This window comes from Saccharothrix sp. HUAS TT1 (assembly GCF_040744945.1).
Lineage (GTDB): Bacteria > Actinomycetota > Actinomycetes > Mycobacteriales > Pseudonocardiaceae > Actinosynnema.
On the sequence record NZ_CP160453.1, the window covers coordinates 231,114 to 245,582 of the forward strand.

Consider the following 14,469-nt stretch of genomic DNA (forward strand, 5'->3'; position numbering starts at 1 on the left):
GTGGGGCGAGGGGCTGTGGTGGGCAGGGTTGGCTGAGGTTGGGATGAGGGGTGGGTTTGGCGTACTGGGCTCGACGGGGGTGGGTTTGGTGGGGTGAGGGTTGGCGCGCATAGTGCTGTTCGTGTTGGTGCTGCACGCGTTGGGCGTGGCTGGTGGGCGGGTGGCGGTTTGGGCTGAGGATTCGCGGTTGCCCGGGCGGGTGGTTGGGCGGTTGCCGAAGGTGGCGGTTGGGCATCCGTTCGCGGTTGCGGGGGATGAGCTTGTGGGGTTGGTCGGTGGGGGTGAGGTGGGTTCCCTGTCCGTCCGCTTGCCGTCCTATGCCGCTGGGCCGGTGGAGTCGCCCGAGTTGGTTCGGGAGTCCTCCGGTGGACGACGCGGTGCGCTTCGGTGGCGGGAGTGGGTGGTGCCGGTTGTGTGGGTGGAGGGGGCGCTGCCCTCGACGATTCCCGATTGTCGGGTGGGGGCGTCGGCGAAGTTCCTGGCCGAGGTCCAGGGGTTCGGCGACGAGTTGGTGAGGAGGGGGCGGGTTTTGCCCTCGATCGACGGTGATGGGTGTGCGCGGTGGCGGGCGGCGTTGTCAGGGGTCGACCTGGTGCGGGTCGGTGGGTTGAGGGGTGGGGTGCCGCCGTCGTTCCGGGCTGTCGACGGAGGTGGTGAGTTGGTGGTCGACGTGTTGGACCGGGTTGTCGATCGTGGGGTTCGGGGGTTGTTGGCCGGCTCGGTGGCCCGTGGGGAGGTGGCCCGTGGGGAGGTGGCCCGTGGGGAGGTGGCCCGTGGGGAGGTGGTCGGCAGTAAGGGAGTCGGTGGGGAGGGGGTTGTCGGGCGGTGGTTGGGCGCGTTGGTCGGTGATCCCGTGATCGCGGGCGAAGTTGGTGCGTTGCGGGCGAGGTTGGCGGCTTGGCGGGATGCTTCCCTCCGCGAAAGTCCTGTTCGGACCTGCTTCCGGCTCAGCTCGCCCGACCAGGGCGGCATGCTGAAGGACAGCTGGCGGGTGGAGTTCCTGCTCCAGGCCGTCGACGAGCCGAGCGTGGTGGTGACCGCCGAGCAGTTGTGGCACAAGCAGGACGCCGTCCTGCGCCGCTGGGTCACCCGGCCCGAGGACGTGCTGCTCGGCGACCTCGGCCGCGCGGGCAGGCTCTACCCGGCGCTGGACCGCGCGCTGGCGGCCCGCCGGCCGGTGGAGCTGGAACTCGACGTCGAGGGCGCCTACGACTTCCTGCGGCACGCCTCCGCGCTGTCCGAGGCCGGCTTCGGCGTGATGCTGCCCTCGTGGTGGCGTCACCCGCAACGGCTGGGGCTGCGGCTCGACGTCACCAGCCGGGGCACCGCCGGACAGGTGGCCAAGGAGAGCGAGCTCGGCCTCAAGGTCCTGGTCGACTACCGCTGGGAGCTGGCGGTCGGGGACGAACCGCTCACCGAGGGCGAGTTGCGGTCGTTGGCCGAGGCCAAGGTGCCGCTGGTCCGGGTCCGCGGCCAGTGGGTGCACGTCGACCCGCAACGGCTCGCGGCCGGGCTCGCGTTCCTCAAGCGCGGCGGTGGGCAGATGACGGCCGCGCAGGTCCTGCTGCACTCCGGCCTGCACCCCGACGACGCCGACCTGCCGCTGCCCCTGAACGGCGTCAGCGCCACCGGCTGGCTGGGCGACCTGCTGTCCGGCGAGGTCGAGCACCACCTCGAACCCGTCGCCCGGCCGCCGGGCCTGGTCGCCGAACTGCGCCCCTACCAGCAGCGCGGCCTGGCCTGGCTCGCGTTCCTGGACCGGCTCGGCCTCGGCGCCTGCCTGGCCGACGACATGGGCCTGGGCAAGACCGTCCAACTCCTCGCGCTGGAGGCGCACAACCGCGCGCACGGCAAGCGCCTGCCGACGTTGCTGGTCTGCCCGATGTCGGTGGTCGGCAACTGGCAGCGCGAGGCCGCCCGCTTCACGCCGAACCTGGAGGTGCGCGTCCACCACGGCGCGGGCCGCGTCCTCGACACCGACTGCGACCTGGTGATCACCACCTACGCGGTCGTCGCGCGGGACGCCGGGGAGCTGTCCGGGATCGCCTGGGACCGGGTGGTGCTGGACGAGGCGCAGAACGTCAAGAACAGCGCGACCCGCCAGTCGCGGGTGGTGCGCGCGCTGCCCGCCCGGCACCGGGTGGCGCTGACCGGCACGCCGGTGGAGAACCGGCTGGCCGAGCTGTGGTCGATCATGGACTTCGTCAACCCCGGCGTGCTGGGCACGATCAACACGTTCCGCGCCCGCTTCGCCGTGCCGATCGAGCGCCACCACGACGAGGACGCCGCCGTGCGCCTGCGCCGGATCACCGGCCCGTTCGTGCTGCGCCGGCTCAAGACCGACCCGCGGATCATCACCGACCTGCCGGACAAGATCGAGGTCACGCAGCTGTGCACGCTCACCGCCGAGCAGGCCACCCTCTACCAGGCGGTGCTGGACGACATGCTGGCCAAGATCGACGAGGCGGAGGGCGTCAAGCGCAAGGGCCTGGTGCTGGCCACCACCACCCGCCTCAAGCAGGTCTGCAACCACCCGGCGCAGCTCCTCGGTGACGGCTCGCGCGTCGCCGGGCGGTCCGGCAAGCTCGCCCGGCTGGAGGAGGTCCTGGAGGAAGCCCTCGCCGACGGCGACAAGGCGTTGTGCTTCACCCAGTTCACCGCGTTCGGCTCGCTGGTCGTGCCGCACCTGGCCGCCCGCTTCGACACCGAGGTGCTGTACCTGCACGGCGGCACGACGAAGCGGCAGCGGGACGAGATGGTGCGGCGGTTCCAGGAGCGGGGCGGCCCGTCGATCTTCGTGCTGTCGCTGAAGGCGGGCGGCACCGGGCTGAACCTGACCGCCGCCAACCACGTCATCCACCTCGACCGCTGGTGGAACCCGGCGGTCGAGGACCAGGCCACCGACCGGGCGTTCCGGATCGGCCAGCGCGACCACGTGCAGGTGCGCAAGTTCGTCTGCGTCGGCACGGTGGAGGAGCGGATCGACCGGATGATCGAGGAGAAGCGCGGGTTGGCGCACCTGGTGGTCGGCGCGGGCGAGGACTGGCTGACCGAGTTGTCCACCGGCGAGCTGCGCGAGCTGTTCGCCCTGTCCGGGGAGGCCGTCGGTGGTTGACCGGCACGGCTCGCGCCCGCCGTCCCGCCCCATCCGGGTCGAGGGCGGCCTGACGTTGCGCAGCAAGCGGGGCGACATCGCGCGGACGTGGTGGTCGCGCCGGTTCATCGAGGTGCTGGAGTCGTTCGGGATGGCGGACCGGCTCAGCCGCGGCCGCGCCTACGCCCGCACCGGCCAGGTGATGAGCCTGTCCCTGTCGACCAGCCTGGTGGTGGCGCTGGTGGCCGGGACGCGCCCGGAGCCGTACCGGGCGCGGATCGGGGTGCGGAAGTTCGGCGACGACGACTGGCGGCGCATCGAGCACGCGCTGGCGGACCAGGCGATCTTCGCGGCCAAGCTGCTGGCGGGCGAGATGCCGCCGGAGGTCGAGGACGTGTTCGCCGACCTCGGCCTGACCCTGTTCCCGGGCACGATGCGCGAGCTGTCGATGGACTGCACGTGCCCGGACTGGGAGGTGCCGTGCAAGCACCTCGCCGCCACCTGCTACCTGCTCGCCGAGTCGTTCGACACCGACCCGTTCGAGATCCTGGCCTGGCGCGGCCGGTCCCGCGAGGACCTGCTGGACCGGCTGCGGGACCTGCGCGCGCCCGTCCCGGCCCACGAGCCGCCGCCCGAGCCCGCGCCCGAGGACTCGTTCGAGTCGTTCTGGGCCCGGCCGAAGGTGGCCGAGGTGGCGCCGGACGTCCCCCGGCCGACGACCGGTCGGCCGGACGCGCTGCTCGACCAGCTCGAACCGCTCGTCGTGGACGGCCGCTCGGTGACCGAGGAGCTGCGCCCGCTGTACCGGCGGCTGGCCGAGTAGCCCGTGGAACGCCGGGTGGGCCACTTAAGTTACCGACTGGTAGCGTTCGGGCGGCGACGAAGGGAGAACCCCGGTGCTGTTCGACCCGAACACCTACGACCCCGCCCACCTGGACGCGGAGAGCCGCCGGCTGCTGCGCGCGACCATCGACTGGTTCGAGGAGCGCGGCAAGCGCCGGCTGATCGCCGACGACCAGGCCAAGGTCTGGTACGCCGAGTTCCTGGACTTCGTCGCCCGCGAGAAGCTGTTCGCGACCTTCTGCACGCCGGCCGCCGAAGCCGGCGGCGACCCGGACAAGCGCTGGGACGCCGCCCGCAACGCCGCGCTGAGCGAAGTCCTCGCCTTCTACGGCCTGCAGTACTGGTACGCCTGGCAGGTCACCGTGCTCGGCCTCGGCCCGATCTGGATGAGCGACAACGCGGCCGCCCGCGAGAAGGCCGCCGCACTGCTCGACGGCGGCGCGGTCTTCGCGTTCGGGCTGTCCGAGAAGGAGCACGGCGCGGACGTCTACTCCACCGACATGGTCCTCACGCCCACCGCCGACGGCTTCACCGCGACCGGCGGCAAGTACTACATCGGCAACGGCAACGTGGCGGGCATGGTGTCGGTCTTCGGCCGCCGCGCGGACGTCGAGGGCCCCGACGGGTACGTGTTCTTCGCCGTCGACTCGCAGCACGAGAAGTTCACGCTGGTCAAGAACGTGGTGGACTCGCAGATGTTCGTCAGCGAGTTCCGGCTGGACGACTACCCGGTCACCGCCGACGACGTCCTGCACACCGGCGCCGACGCGTTCAGCGCCGCCCTCAACACGGTCAACGTGGGCAAGTTCAACCTGTGCACGGCCTCGATCGGCATCGACGAGCACGCGTTCCACGAGGCGATCACGCACGCCCACAACCGCGTCCTGTACGGCAAGCGGGTCACCGACTTCCCGCACGTCCGGCAGAACTTCGTGGACGCGCACGCCCGCCTCACCGCGATGAAGCTGTTCTCCGACCGCGCGGTGGACTACTTCCGCAGCGCGTCCCCCGAGGACCGCCGCTACCTGCTGTTCAACCCGATCACCAAGATGAAGGTCACCAGCGAGGGTGAACGGGTCCTCGACCTGCTGTGGGACGTGATCGCGGCCAAGGGCTTCGAGAAGGACACCTACTTCTCCATGGCCGCCCGCGACATCCGCGCGCTGCCCAAGCTGGAGGGCACGGTCCACGTGAACCTGGCCCTGGTGCTCAAGTTCATGCCGAACTACCTGTTCCAGCCCACCTCCTACGCCGACGTCCCGACCAGGCACGACCCGGCGGACGACGAGTTCTTCTGGCGCCAGGGACCGGCTCGCGGCCTCGGGCAGGTCCGGTTCCACGACTGGGAGGCGGCGTACCGCGACCACGCGCACGTGCCCAACGCGGCCCGCTTCCACGAGCAGGCGCAGGCGTTGCGCACCCTGCTGACCACCGCCGCGCCGGACGAGGAGCAGCAGCGGGACCTGGACTTCCTGCTCAACCTCGGCCACCTGTTCACGCTGGTCGTCTACGGCCAGCTGGTGCTGGAGCAGGCGAAGATCACCGGCCTGGACGCCGACGTGCTCGACCAGGTCTTCGACGTCCTGGTGCGCGACTTCTCGGCGTACGCGGTCGCGCTGCACGGCAAGGCGTCGTCCACCGAGGCGCAGCAGCGCTGGGCGGTCGAGCAGGTCCGCAAGCCGGTGGTCGACCAGGACCGCTTCGACCGCGTCTGGGGCAGGGTGGCCGCGCTGTCCGGCGCGTACGAGATGCGCCCCTGAGCCGAGGTCGGCGGCATCCGCCGACCGGCCGAACCCGGGTGCGCGAACGGACCAGCGCGCGCCCGGTGCGGCGGATGCCGTCTTGACTGGTGTCCCACGTCCGTGTTTCGTCGTCAGCTACCGACGAACCGGAGGGAATCGCGCGCATGACCGCGTCGAAAGCACTGCGGGCGCTGCGGGAGGCGATCGTGCTGGAGCACCTGGAGTCGGAGAACGAGCACGAGTTCGACACCGCCGTCGGCGCCTTCGACCACCCGCGCTGCGAGATCGTGGCGACCGGGCAGGTGTTCGACGGGCGGGCCGAGGTCGCCGGCTACTACGCCCGGGTCCGGGACGCGATCCCGGACCAGCACAGCACGCTGGTGGAGCTGCACCACGCCGACGACGCGGTGATCGTGGAGCTGGAGCTGCGGGGCACCCACCTGGGCAGCCTGCGCGGCGAGGAGCCGACCGGGCGGCCGTTCCAGGTCCGCACGACGGCGTTCTTCGTCTTCGACGACGCCCGGCTGGTCGGCAAGCGGGTCTACGGCGGCGGGGTCGACCCGGCGCCCGCGCTGACCACCTGAGAGCACCCGGTCCGACGATTCGGGCCGCCACCCCCGCGCTGGCGGAGGTGGCGGCCCGAAAAGATCCAGGTCCTGGTGGTGACCCGGATTAGGTCAGAGCGGTCGAACCGCCTGCGCCTGCGGGCCCTTCTGGCCCTGGCCGATCTCGAACTCCACCCGCTGGTTCTCTTCCAGGGTGCGGTAGCCGTTGCTCTGGATCTCCGAGTAGTGCACGAACACGTCGGCGCCACCGTTGTCCGGGGAGATGAAGCCGAAGCCCTTCTCCGCGTTGAACCACTTGACGGTGCCCTGAACTGCCATCTTGCTACTTCTCCTCTAACAGGTGCCGGATCGCGCTTGCGACCACCGGGTCAGCTAGGGCCCCGGCCCTTCCTGGCGAGGAAAGTTCGGCGCCCGCAACTCCGTTCCGCGAGCGTGGTGGAACACGAACACAGAAAGGTACGACCGAAGACAGTCAACCACGAGATCCCGGCGTCAGTCGAGCGGAAGAATGCGGCGAGTCGCACTGCTACGGTGAGCAGGGGTTCGATCACCGGGAGTCCACGATGCCTGAGCCGGTCCTGCTCTCCATCGCCGCCTCGCTGGCCGCGCGCACCGTCGCGGGGCTGTACGAGCTGGTGCGGGTGAAGTTCGCCGACGACCCCGTCGCCACCGCGGCGCTCACCGCCGCCGAAGGCGCTCCACCGGGCTCGCCGCAGGTCAGAGCGCTGAGCGAGACGCTGGAGCGCACCATCGGGGACGACCCGGCGTTCGGCGCCGAGCTGCGCGCGCACCACGCCGTGACGCAGACCGGCCGGGTGACCAACCAGATATCCGGCACCACGCACGGTCCCGTAGTGCAGGCCGGGGACATCCAGGGTGGCGTCCACTTCAAGTAGGCCCCCTGGGTGAAGATGGGGTGTGCGCTCGCTCGACCTGCCCCAGTCCCGGCTGCTGTTCTTCTTCGTCGGCCTGGTGCTCACCTTCGTCCTGATCCGGATCAGCGTCCGCCTGATCCGCGCCAAGGTGCGCTGGTGGCCGGGGAACATCACCCCCGGCGGGACGCACATCCACCACGTCGTGTTCGGCGCCGTCTTCCTGATGCTGGGCGGCGTGATCGGGCTGGCCGTGCCGGACGACCAGCACGGGGTGCGGGTCGGCGCGGCGGCGCTGCTCGGCGTCGGCGCGGCCCTGGTGCTCGACGAGTTCGCGCTGATCCTGCACCTGCGGGACGTGTACTGGACCAAGGACGGCCGGCTGTCGGTCGACGCGGTGTTCCTGGCGATCGGGATGACCGGCCTGCTGCTGCTCGGCGCCCGGCCGCTCGGCTACGACGAGTTCTACGGCGAGGGCGTCGCGCTGCGGGTGCTGATCATCCTGGTCAACCTCGGGTTCGCCATCGTGGCGCTGCTCAAGGGCAAGGTGTGGACCGGGCTGCTCGGGCTGCTGGTGCCCGTGCTGCCGGAGATCGGCGCGCTGCGGCTGGCCAGGCCGGGTTCGCCGTGGGCGCGCTGGCGCTACACCGAGGGCTCGCGGAAGCTGCGCCGCGCGTACCGCCGGGAGGCCCGCATCCGCCAGCCGCTCATCCAGGTGAAGATCCGGGTGCAGGAGTTCATCTCCGGGCGGCACGACGAGGAGGGCTAGCCGAAGTCGCTGGTCAGCCACCTCACCGGTCGGCCGGTGAACAGGACGAACGTGCCCGACGGGTCGGCGGTCTCGGCTTCCGCGAACGCGCGGGCGTGCTCGTCGGGCAGGTACCGGCCGGTCACGGCGTGCACGTCGGCGGTGGACGGCGCGCGGTCGGCGCGCTCGACCTCGCACTCGACGGTGACGTAGCGGTAGGGGGCGGTGGGCTGCTGCACGCACAGGCTGAACGCGCCCGCGTCCTCCAGCAGCCGGGTCTTGCGCGCCGCGCGACCCCGCGTGCCGGTGAAGAACGTGATCAGGCCGTCCCGGTGGGCGTAGAACACGGGCACGGTCAGCGGCGGGCGGTCGGCGGCGGCGACGCTGAGCACGGCGACGTGCGGCAGGTCGAGGAAGTCGGCGCGCTCGGCCTCGGTCATGGTCCTGGGCACGGCGGTCAGACCTCGTACTCGTCGCGCAGGCGCAGCCACTCCATGGTGGGCGTCTGCGGCCAGCCCTCGGGCGAGTCCTCCCACCGCTCCTGGCGCCCGTACGGGGTGAGGTCGAGCAGGGTGAAGTCGAGCCGCAGCCGGTCGACTCCGCGCCCGGTGGTGAAGTAGGTGCGGAAGACCTCGTCGCCGTCGCGCAGGAACACGCTCAGCCCGAACCCGCCACCCAGGCCCAGCTCGTCGTAGAACGCCTGGCCGGACGTGTACCAGGGCACCGTCCAGCCCATCCGCTCCCGCACCGGCGCGATCTGCTCCTGCGACGCGCGGGACATGAGGACCAGCCGGGTGTCGCGGGCGTTGAGGTGGGTCTGGTCGCCGAGGTTGTCGGTGAACGAGCAGCAGCCCGTGCACAGGTGGTCGCTGCCGGGCGCGAGCATGTGGTGGTAGGCGACCAACTGCCGACGCCCGTCGAACAGGTCCGCGAGGCCGACGACGGCGCCGTCGGGCGCGGTGAACTCGTGGTCGGCGCCCAGCCGGACCATCGGCAGCCTGCGGCGCCGGGCGGCCAACGCGTCCAGCGCGTGGGTCAGCTCCTTCTCCTCGGCCAGCAGTTCGTCCCGGGCGGCCTGCCACTCCTGCGGTGTGACCACGGTCGGTCGAGCCATCGCGCACCTCCAAGTTCCTTGAGGGAACTGACCGTAGCGCACTTAGTTCCTTAAGGGAACTGTTGGCGTAGACTGGCGCCGTGCAGCGAACCCGGTTCGGCGACATGGCCTGCTCGATCGCACGCACCATGGACGTCATCGGCGAGCCGTGGTCACCGCTGATCCTGCGCGACGTCTACGTGGGCGTGAGCCGCTTCGACCAGCTCCAAGACGATCTCGGCATCTCCCGCAAGGTACTCGCCGAGCGGCTGAGGTGGCTGGTCGAGCAGGGCGTGCTGGAACGGCGCGAGTACTCGGCCAAGCCGCCGCGGCACGAGTACGCGCTGACCGCGAAGGGCACCGAGCTGGTCGAGCTGCTGATGGTCATGGTGCGCTGGGGCGACCGCTGGACGGCGGGCGACGCCGGTCCGCCCGCGCTCTACCGCCACCGGGCGTGCGGCCGGATCGCGCACGTGGAGCTGCACTGCTCGGCGTGCGGCGAGCCGATGGGCCCGACCGACATCGACGTGCTGCCGGGACCCGGAGCCGTCACGCCCACCGCACCCGAGCCCACGCCCGCCGCTCAGCCGACGTGACCCTCAGTTGGCCAGGATGCCCAGCTCGGCGCAGTCGTCCGCGGTGTCGTCCGCGCACAGGTCGATCGGCTTGACCGCGCCCTCCGCCACCAGCGACCGCACGTTGTCCCGGGTGATCAGGTCGGCGCCCAGCAGCACCGACTTCACGTCCCGCCGCGCGACGAGGTCGCGGGTGTTCCCGGTGGCCAGGTCGTCCGCGCCGCTCAGGTCGCCGCGGGCCACCGCGATGGCCAGCCGCGCCGCCGCCTCGGCCTCGTCCCGGATCGGCTTGTACACCGTCATGCACTGGTCGCCGCGCAGGATCGCCCGCAGGCCCTCCACCGTGGCGTCCTGACCGGTCACCGGCACCCGGCCGGCCAGGCCCTCGGCCTTCAGCACCTCGATCGCCACGGCGGCCAGCCCGTCGTTGGCCGCGACCACGCCGTCCACCTTGCCGCCGTTGGCCGACAGCACCTGCTCGAACGCCGCCTTGCCGATCAGCGGGTCCCACCGGTCGATGGCCTTGCTGTCGACCAGGTCCAGCGCGCCGCTGTCGTACATCGGGCCGAGCTTGCGGCGCTGGCCGTCGAAGAACAGCGTGGCGTTGTTGTCCGTGGGCGAGCCCTGCAGCTCGATGATCTGCGCGCCCCGCTTGTCGCCGAGGCACCGCAGCAGGCCCTCGGCCTGCAGCTCGCCCACGTTCAGGTTGTCGAACGACACGTAGTACTCGGCCAGCCCGCCGAGGCTGATCCGGTCGTAGTTGATGACCGGGATGCCCGCTTCCTTGGCCTTGCGCTCGACCTCCGCGCCGCCCTCGGGGCTCAGGGGCGTCGTCATCAGCACCTTCACATCGCGCGCGATCATCTCGTCGGCGATGCTCGCGAACCTCTTCTCGTCACCGTCCGCGTTCTCGATCATGCCCTCGACGCCCGCGAAGTTCAGCGCCTGGAGCAGCAGCGGCCGATCCTGCTCCTCCCACCGGTCCGACGACGAGCGGTCCGGCAGGATGACGCCGACGACCGGTCTCGGCGCCCGGCTCCCCGTCGGCGGGGCGAGCGGGTCGACCTCCGCCGCGCAGCCGGCGACGAACAGGACGAGGAGACCGCAGGACACGGCCCTTGCCAGCCTTCGCATTCGCCAACCCCTTGCACGGGCACATCGACCTGACAGCGGAAATACGTAATGTCGCGGAATTCCACCTTCCCGGGTGCGGGTTCGTCAAGACGTAGCAACCCGGCGGCTCCAAATGGGCCGCAACATTCGGTCAGCCAGGCTTCCGGGAACATCGAACTCGCAGGTGGGACCGTTACACACCGCTGTTATCACGCTCCGCACCCGATTGGTCACGGAACCAAGCGGTTGTGAAAGGGGGCTCCCGTTCCGGGGATTTTTGTGCGATGGTGTCGCGTGCCGAACCCTGGCCGGGTGTGTGAGGAGAAGCAGCGTGAGAATCGTCCCCGCAGCGCTGGTGGCCGCGACCGCCGCGGCACTGCTCGCCTTGGGCGCCGGGCCGGCTGCCGCCGAAGAGGTCACGCCGGACCACACCGTCGCCGTCACCAGTTCGCAGTCACTGGCGCAGTCCCAGTCGAGCGTCCTGGCCGACAACCGCGACATGTAGCCACATGCGGCGATCCCCGCCCACCGGGTGACCGGGGGGCGGGGATCTTCGGTTTTCCCGGGGATCAGCCCAGCGCGGCGCCCAGCGCCTGCCAGTCCAGCACCGGCGCGGCCAGGTCGCGGATCGCGGCCAGCAGCCCCAGCCGGGCCCGCCGCACGTCGGCGTCCTCGGCCATCACCAGCACCTCGTCGAAGAAAGTGTTCACCGGCCCGGTCAGCCCGGCCGCCCCGACGGCGAACGCGGCCGGCCCGGTGACGCCCGCGGGCACGTCGGCCAGCGCCTTGTGCAGCGCCACCTCGGCGGGTTCGGTCAACGCCTGCGCGTCGTACTCGCCCGCGGTGTCCGCCGGCACGATCCGCCGCACCCGCTGCAGCGCGGCGACCAGCGCGGCGAAGTCCGGGTCACCCGCCAGCCCGGTCAGCTCGGCCAGCGTCGTGTCGGCCACCGCGGGCGCGTCGGCCAGCGGCAGCACGGCGTTGACGAACCGGTGGTCGTGCCCGGCGTCCAGGAGCTGCTGCTCGTAGCGCCGCACGGTGAACTCGCGGGCCGCGTCCAACGCCTCCGCCGACACCTCCAGCCCCTGGGCCTCCACCTCCTGGGCCGCCAGCGCCAGCGCCTTCGTCACCGTGACGTCCTTCAGCTCCGGGAACGCCCGCAGCACGCTCACCGCGCCCAGCGCCGCCCGCCGCAGCCCGAACGGGTCGGAGCTGCCGGTCGGGTTGGCCCCGATGCCGAACAGCCCGGCCAGCAGGTCGAACCGGTCGGCCAGGGACAGCAGCGCGCCGGGCGTGGACGACGGCAGCGCGTCACCCGCCGACCGGGGCAGCTCCATCTCGTACAGCGCCTGCGCGACCTGCGGCGACTCCCCCGCCCGCACGGCGTACTCGCGGGCCATCACGCCCGCCAGGCTGGACAGCTCGATCACCATCTGCGAGCCGAGGTCGAACTTGACCAGCTCGCCCGCCCGGTCCAGCGCGTCGTCGGCCGCGCCGACCACCTCGGCCAGCCGCCGCGCCAGCACCGCGATCCGACCGGCCCGGTCCGCCATCGAGCCGAGCTTGTCGGCGAACGTCAGCTTCTCCAGCCCGGCCCGCATGTCCGCCAGCGGCGTGCGCAGGTCGGCCCGCCAGAAGAACGCCGCGTCCTCGTACCGGGCGCGCAGCACGGCCTCGTTGCCCGCGCGGACCAGGTCGACGTCCACCTCGCCGTTGGCCACCGCCACGAAGTGCGGCAGCAGCGAACCGTCCTGCGCGCGCACCGGCAGGTACCGCTGGTGCTTGCGCATCACCGTGGTCAGGATCTGCGCGGGCAGCTCCAGGTACCGCTCCTCGAACGAGCCGAGGATCGGCGTCGGGCGCTCGACCAGGTTGGTGACCTCGTCCAGCACGCCCTCCAGGTCCACCACGCCGCCGACGGACGCGGCCAGCTCCTCGGCGCGGGCCACGACGGCCTCCCGCCGCCGGTCGGCCGACGCGTCGATGCCGTGCCCGGCCAGGAAGTCCAGGTAGCCGTCCGCCGCGGGCACCTCGACCACCGGCACGGCCGCGGTGCGGTGCACGCGGGTCTTCGGCTCGGCGGTCAGCGAGGACACCGCGACCGGCACCGGCGTCGTGCCCAGCAGGGCGAGCAGCCAGCGGATGGGGCGGGAGAACGACAGCTTCGGGTCGTTCCACTTCATGTTCTTCTCGGCGCGCAGCTCGGACACCACCTCGCCGAGCAACCCGCTGAGCACCTGGACCGCGCCGCGACCGGGGTCGGTGCGGACCAGGGCGACGTGCTCCACGCCGTTCTCGGTGACCCGGCCCAGCGCGGCCACGTCGACGCCCTGGCCGCGGGCGAAGCCCTGCGCGGCCTTGGTCGGGTTGCCGTCGGCGTCGAACGCGGCCGACACGCGGGGCCCGCGCACCGTCTTCTCGGCGTCCGGCTCGCGCGGCGCGACGTCGGGCACCAGCACCACGACGCGGCGCGGCGTGCCGTGCGCCTCGACCGGCCCGTGCGCGAGCCTGGTCGCGCCCAGCTTGTCCGCGACGGCCTTGGCGACGGCCTCGACGGTCCGCGTCACCTCGGCCGGCGGCAGCTCCTCCACGCCGATCTCGAACAGCAGTGTGCCCGGCTCCGGGACCTCGGCGAACGACGCCGGCGGCGCGGCCGCGGCGGGCGCCTCGGCCAGGCCGAGCGGGTGGCCCAGCTCCTCGCGGCGGGCCGCCCACAGCTGGGCGACCTCGCGGGCCAGGCCGCGCATCCGCCCGAACGCGCGGGCCCGCTCGGTGGTGCTGATCGCGCCGCGGGCGTCGAGCACGTTGAACGCGTGCGAGCACTTCAGCACGTAGTTGTGCGCCGGCACGGGCAGCCGCGCGTCGAGCATCCGCCGCGCCTCGGCGGCGTACTCCTCGAACAGCCGCTTGTTGGCCTCCACGTCGGCGTCGTCGAGGTAGTAGCGGCTCATCTCGTACTCGGCCTGGCCGAACGCCTCGCCGTAGGAGATGCCGGGCGCGTAGGCGATGTCCTTGAAGTGGTCGACGCCCTGGAGTGCCATCATGATGCGCTCGATGCCGTACGTGATCTCGACCGACACGGGGTCGAGCGACATGCCGCCGGCCTGCTGGAAGTAGGTGAACTGGGTGATCTCCAAGCCGTCCAGCCACACCTCCCAGCCCAGGCCCCACGCGCCGAGCGCGGGCGAGGCCCAGTTGTCCTCCACGAACCGCACGTCGTGCGCCCGGACGTCGATGCCCAGGGCTTCGAGGCTGCCCAGGTACAGCTCCTGGGGGTTACCCGGATCGGGCTTGAGGATGACCTGGAACTGGGTGTGGGTCTGCAGCCGGTTCGGGTTCTCGCCGTACCGCGCGTCGTCGGGCCGCACGCTCGGCTCGACGTAGGACACGCGCCAGGGCTCCGGACCCAGCACCCGCAGCACGGTGGCCGGGTTCAGCGTGCCGGCGCCGACTTCGGTGTTGTACGGCTGCACGACGACGCAGCCCCGTTCGGTCCAGTACCTGGTCAGCGCGAGCAGCGCATCCTGCATGGTCAGCACGGCAGCAGTCTACGAACGCACCCGGGCCGACCTCACAATCGGGTAACCGACCTGGTCAGGCCCCGTCGCCTGCCGGTATCACCACGTCCGGCGCAACGGCTGTGCGACGCTGATGGCAACCCGGGTGGCCCGCCGTGCGTCCATTGGGTCATACCCGGGTACATGGGAGGAGTGGGAGTGGACAACCGGCCGCCGAGGCCAGGCGAACCCGACGGGTTCCGCAGGCGACCCGTTCACCCTCGGAGTCCTTCCGCAGGCCAACCCCCGCGCGGCCAGGAGCCGCC

Annotated in this window: 13 protein-coding genes; 8 read left to right on the plus strand and 5 right to left on the minus strand. The window is 71.7% G+C overall.

Translation table 11 applies throughout. The features are described 5' to 3' along the window. Positions 1-970: 970 nt before the first annotated feature. The 4 genes from AB0F89_RS01100 to AB0F89_RS01115 all read left to right on the plus strand — a co-directional run bounded on the left by AB0F89_RS01100 (position 971) and on the right by AB0F89_RS01115 (position 6,263). Entirely contained in the window at positions 971-3,115 is a 2,145-nt protein-coding gene (locus AB0F89_RS01100; RefSeq protein WP_367131636.1) for a DEAD/DEAH box helicase, read from the plus strand. Continuing rightward, complete coding sequence (locus AB0F89_RS01105) at positions 3,108-3,917, plus strand: SWIM zinc finger family protein (RefSeq protein ID WP_367131638.1); 810 nt, start codon at positions 3,108-3,110, stop codon at positions 3,915-3,917. Before AB0F89_RS01100 ends, AB0F89_RS01105 begins: the two co-directional genes overlap by 8 nt. Before the next feature lie 73 nt (positions 3,918-3,990). Next, a complete protein-coding gene (locus tag AB0F89_RS01110; protein WP_367131640.1) occupies positions 3,991-5,697 on the plus strand; it encodes an acyl-CoA dehydrogenase in 1,707 nt (568 codons plus the stop codon). A gap of 146 nt (positions 5,698-5,843) precedes the next feature. Next, positions 5,844-6,263, plus strand: coding sequence for an ester cyclase (locus AB0F89_RS01115; protein ID WP_367131642.1), 420 nt, complete (start codon positions 5,844-5,846; stop codon positions 6,261-6,263). 93 nt (positions 6,264-6,356) lie between these two features. Here the strand turns inward: AB0F89_RS01115 and AB0F89_RS01120 are convergent, their stop codons facing one another. Further along, positions 6,357-6,563, minus strand: coding sequence for a cold-shock protein (locus tag AB0F89_RS01120; protein ID WP_015098655.1), 207 nt, complete (start codon positions 6,561-6,563; stop codon positions 6,357-6,359). Positions 6,564-6,808: 245 nt separating this feature from the next. Here AB0F89_RS01120 and AB0F89_RS01125 point away from each other — a divergent pair, with 245 nt between their 5' ends. Further along, on the plus strand, positions 6,809-7,141 hold the full coding sequence (locus AB0F89_RS01125) for a hypothetical protein (RefSeq protein ID WP_367131645.1): 333 nt from the start codon (positions 6,809-6,811) through the stop codon (positions 7,139-7,141). Between the two features lie 22 nt (positions 7,142-7,163). Continuing rightward, positions 7,164-7,886, plus strand: a complete 723-nt coding sequence (locus AB0F89_RS01130; protein ID WP_367131647.1) for a hypothetical protein — start codon at positions 7,164-7,166, stop codon at positions 7,884-7,886. Here AB0F89_RS01130 and AB0F89_RS01135 read toward each other — a convergent pair. Continuing rightward, positions 7,883-8,317, minus strand: a complete 435-nt coding sequence (locus tag AB0F89_RS01135) for a pyridoxamine 5'-phosphate oxidase family protein (RefSeq protein ID WP_367131649.1) — start codon at positions 8,315-8,317, stop codon at positions 7,883-7,885. The genes AB0F89_RS01130 and AB0F89_RS01135 overlap by 4 nt on opposite strands. Before the next feature lie 5 nt (positions 8,318-8,322). After that, entirely contained in the window at positions 8,323-8,979 is a 657-nt protein-coding gene (locus tag AB0F89_RS01140) for a DUF899 domain-containing protein (protein WP_367131651.1), read from the minus strand. An 80-nt stretch (positions 8,980-9,059) separates the two neighbouring features. Here AB0F89_RS01140 and AB0F89_RS01145 point away from each other — a divergent pair, with 80 nt between their 5' ends. Continuing rightward, positions 9,060-9,554: a winged helix-turn-helix transcriptional regulator gene (locus AB0F89_RS01145; RefSeq protein WP_367131653.1), complete on the plus strand. Its 495-nt coding sequence runs from the start codon at positions 9,060-9,062 to the stop codon at positions 9,552-9,554. 3 nt (positions 9,555-9,557) lie between these two features. On the opposite strand, the gene AB0F89_RS01150 is transcribed toward AB0F89_RS01145, so the two are convergent. Then, positions 9,558-10,667, minus strand: a complete 1,110-nt coding sequence (locus AB0F89_RS01150) for a sugar ABC transporter substrate-binding protein (RefSeq protein ID WP_367131655.1) — start codon at positions 10,665-10,667, stop codon at positions 9,558-9,560. Between the two features lie 310 nt (positions 10,668-10,977). Between AB0F89_RS01150 and AB0F89_RS01155 the strand changes: the two genes are divergently transcribed. After that, positions 10,978-11,151, plus strand: coding sequence for a hypothetical protein (locus AB0F89_RS01155; RefSeq protein ID WP_367131657.1), 174 nt, complete (start codon positions 10,978-10,980; stop codon positions 11,149-11,151). Positions 11,152-11,215: 64 nt separating this feature from the next. Here AB0F89_RS01155 and AB0F89_RS01160 read toward each other — a convergent pair whose 3' ends face one another. Then, entirely contained in the window at positions 11,216-14,176 is a 2,961-nt protein-coding gene (locus tag AB0F89_RS01160; RefSeq protein ID WP_367138642.1) for a glycine--tRNA ligase, read from the minus strand. Between the last annotated feature and the right edge of the window lie 293 nt (positions 14,177-14,469).

Excerpts from the sequence above, each read along its gene's own strand:
- AB0F89_RS01100 (WP_367131636.1), top strand. The coding sequence starts at position 971 with ATGCTGAAGGACAGCTGGCGGGTGGAGTTCCTGCTCCAGGCCGTCGAC.
- AB0F89_RS01115 (WP_367131642.1), top strand. The coding sequence starts at position 5,844 with ATGACCGCGTCGAAAGCACTGCGGGCGCTGCGGGAGGCGATCGTGCTG.
- AB0F89_RS01120 (WP_015098655.1), bottom strand. The coding sequence starts at position 6,563 with ATGGCAGTTCAGGGCACCGTCAAGTGGTTCAACGCGGAGAAGGGCTTC.
- AB0F89_RS01125 (WP_367131645.1), top strand. The coding sequence starts at position 6,809 with ATGCCTGAGCCGGTCCTGCTCTCCATCGCCGCCTCGCTGGCCGCGCGC.
- AB0F89_RS01140 (WP_367131651.1), bottom strand. The coding sequence starts at position 8,979 with ATGGCTCGACCGACCGTGGTCACACCGCAGGAGTGGCAGGCCGCCCGG.
- AB0F89_RS01150 (WP_367131655.1), bottom strand. The coding sequence starts at position 10,667 with ATGCGAAGGCTGGCAAGGGCCGTGTCCTGCGGTCTCCTCGTCCTGTTC.
- AB0F89_RS01160 (WP_367138642.1), bottom strand. The coding sequence starts at position 14,176 with ATGCAGGATGCGCTGCTCGCGCTGACCAGGTACTGGACCGAACGGGGC.